This window comes from Bradyrhizobium sp. NAS80.1 (assembly GCF_001908205.1).
Taxonomy (GTDB): domain Bacteria; phylum Pseudomonadota; class Alphaproteobacteria; order Rhizobiales; family Xanthobacteraceae; genus Bradyrhizobium.
Window position 1 is genome coordinate 1 of the sequence record NZ_LGHL01000366.1, and the last position, 1,691, is coordinate 1,691.

The 1,691-nt window shown below is 56.1% G+C and carries 1 protein-coding gene; it reads left to right on the forward strand.

Translation table 11 applies throughout. The annotated features are described in order from the left end of the window. The first annotated feature begins 265 nt into the window (after nt 1-265). Entirely contained in the window at nt 266-1,396 is a 1,131-nt protein-coding gene (locus AC629_RS43490) for an OpgC domain-containing protein (protein WP_084810735.1), read from the forward strand. The last annotated feature ends 295 nt before the right edge of the window (nt 1,397-1,691 follow it).

Below are 1,691 nucleotides of genomic sequence, written 5' to 3' on the forward strand. Positions count from 1 at the left end.
GATCTTTCGTGTTTCTACACAGCCAGGGTCATTCTCGACCGAGCCAGACAGTGCTGCCTGCCAATTGATGTCCGCTTTTACCCTGAAGCGACCTGATTATTGCGCGTACGCGAAATGACGCGAAGTGCCAAGAGGCGACATCGGCACACTCTCACATCTCAGGTCCGGCTTCTCAGTTTAATCTTGAGAAGCGTTTTGGACGGAAACTGATAATAATGCGGGCGACGGATACCTGCGGCCCTATTGCGCGGGCGGGTGAGGTAATATGAGGATTCGGGTGATAATGCCGCCAAGAGGGCGCGATTATCGGCTCGACCTTTTGCGCGGCTTTGCTAATTGGGCGATCTATCTCGATCATATACCGGGCAATGCCGTCAACTGGCTCACCCAGCGCAACTATGGCTTCAGCGACGCAGCCGACCTGTTCGTGTTCATCTCTGGCTACACCGCCTCATTCGTTTACGCCCGAATTATACTCGAGCGCGGCTTCGTGATTGGCGGCACGCGCCTGATTAAACGTGCTTGGCAGATCTACGTTGCGCACATCATCTTGTTGGTGATGTACATCGCCGAGATCGGGTATCTCGCGCGTCGCTACAACAATCCGGATCTCGAGAATGAATTCAACGTCGCCGGCTTCATGGCCAATCCGGCAGAGACGCTCTACCAAGGACTGATCCTCGCGTTCAAACCCGTCAACATGGACGTGCTACCTCTCTATATCCTGCTGATGGTCGCCTTTCCGCCGGCTCTGTGGACGATGCTGCGACTGCCGAACTTAACGCTGACGGCTTCGTTTCTGCTGTATTTGGTTGCACGACACTTCGATTGGAACCTGGCCGCCTACCCGACAGGCTCCTGGTACTTCAATCCGTTCTGCTGGCAGTTTCTTTTCATCTTCGGCGGATGGTTCGCGCTGGGTGGCTCGATCGAGGCGAGGCCATTAATCCGGTCGCGCGCGCTGCTATGGCTCGGTAGCGCGTACTTGTTGTTTGCCCTCGTCATGACGATGGCAGGGCGATTTCCGGAGATCGCTCACATGATGCCGGCGTGGCTGTACGATGCGTTCAATCCCAACGACAAAACCAACCTCGCACCGTACCGCCTCATCCATTTCATCGTTCTCTTCTTCTTCATCGCTAGGTTCCTGCCGCGTGACTGGCAGGGCCTCGAATGGCGGGTATTCCGCCCGCTCATCAAGTCCGGCCAGCAATCACTCGAAGTCTTCTGCGTCGGTGTCTTCCTCGCGGTCGGTGCCCACGTCGTGCTCGTCGAAGTCTCCGGCGCGATCTGGATGCAGATCGTCGTTAGTGTTGTCGGAATAACGTTGATGACTGCGGTTGCTTATTACCGCTCCTGGTCCAAGAACGCCGACAAGGCCAAGACACCCATCTAAACTTCGTCTGAGATAGCGCGCTTCGACCATTGAGCCGAAACTGGAATGCCCGAGATGCACTCGGCGAGACCCGTTTCTGATGCGAAGCTGGCTGCGGTAGCTCTATCGTTACATGGTCTTCCGCTTTCTGATTAAAGTAAGCGTCGTTCCGCTCCCACCTTCTCGCGGCACATGGGATAAGCGAGTTTCACGATCTCTTTGAAGGGATCGGCTTGTGTCTATGCTTGACCATACGCTTAAGTCGGACGTGACGGCGCGCCGGCTGGAAGTGATCACGGAGACGGGACGCCGCCCG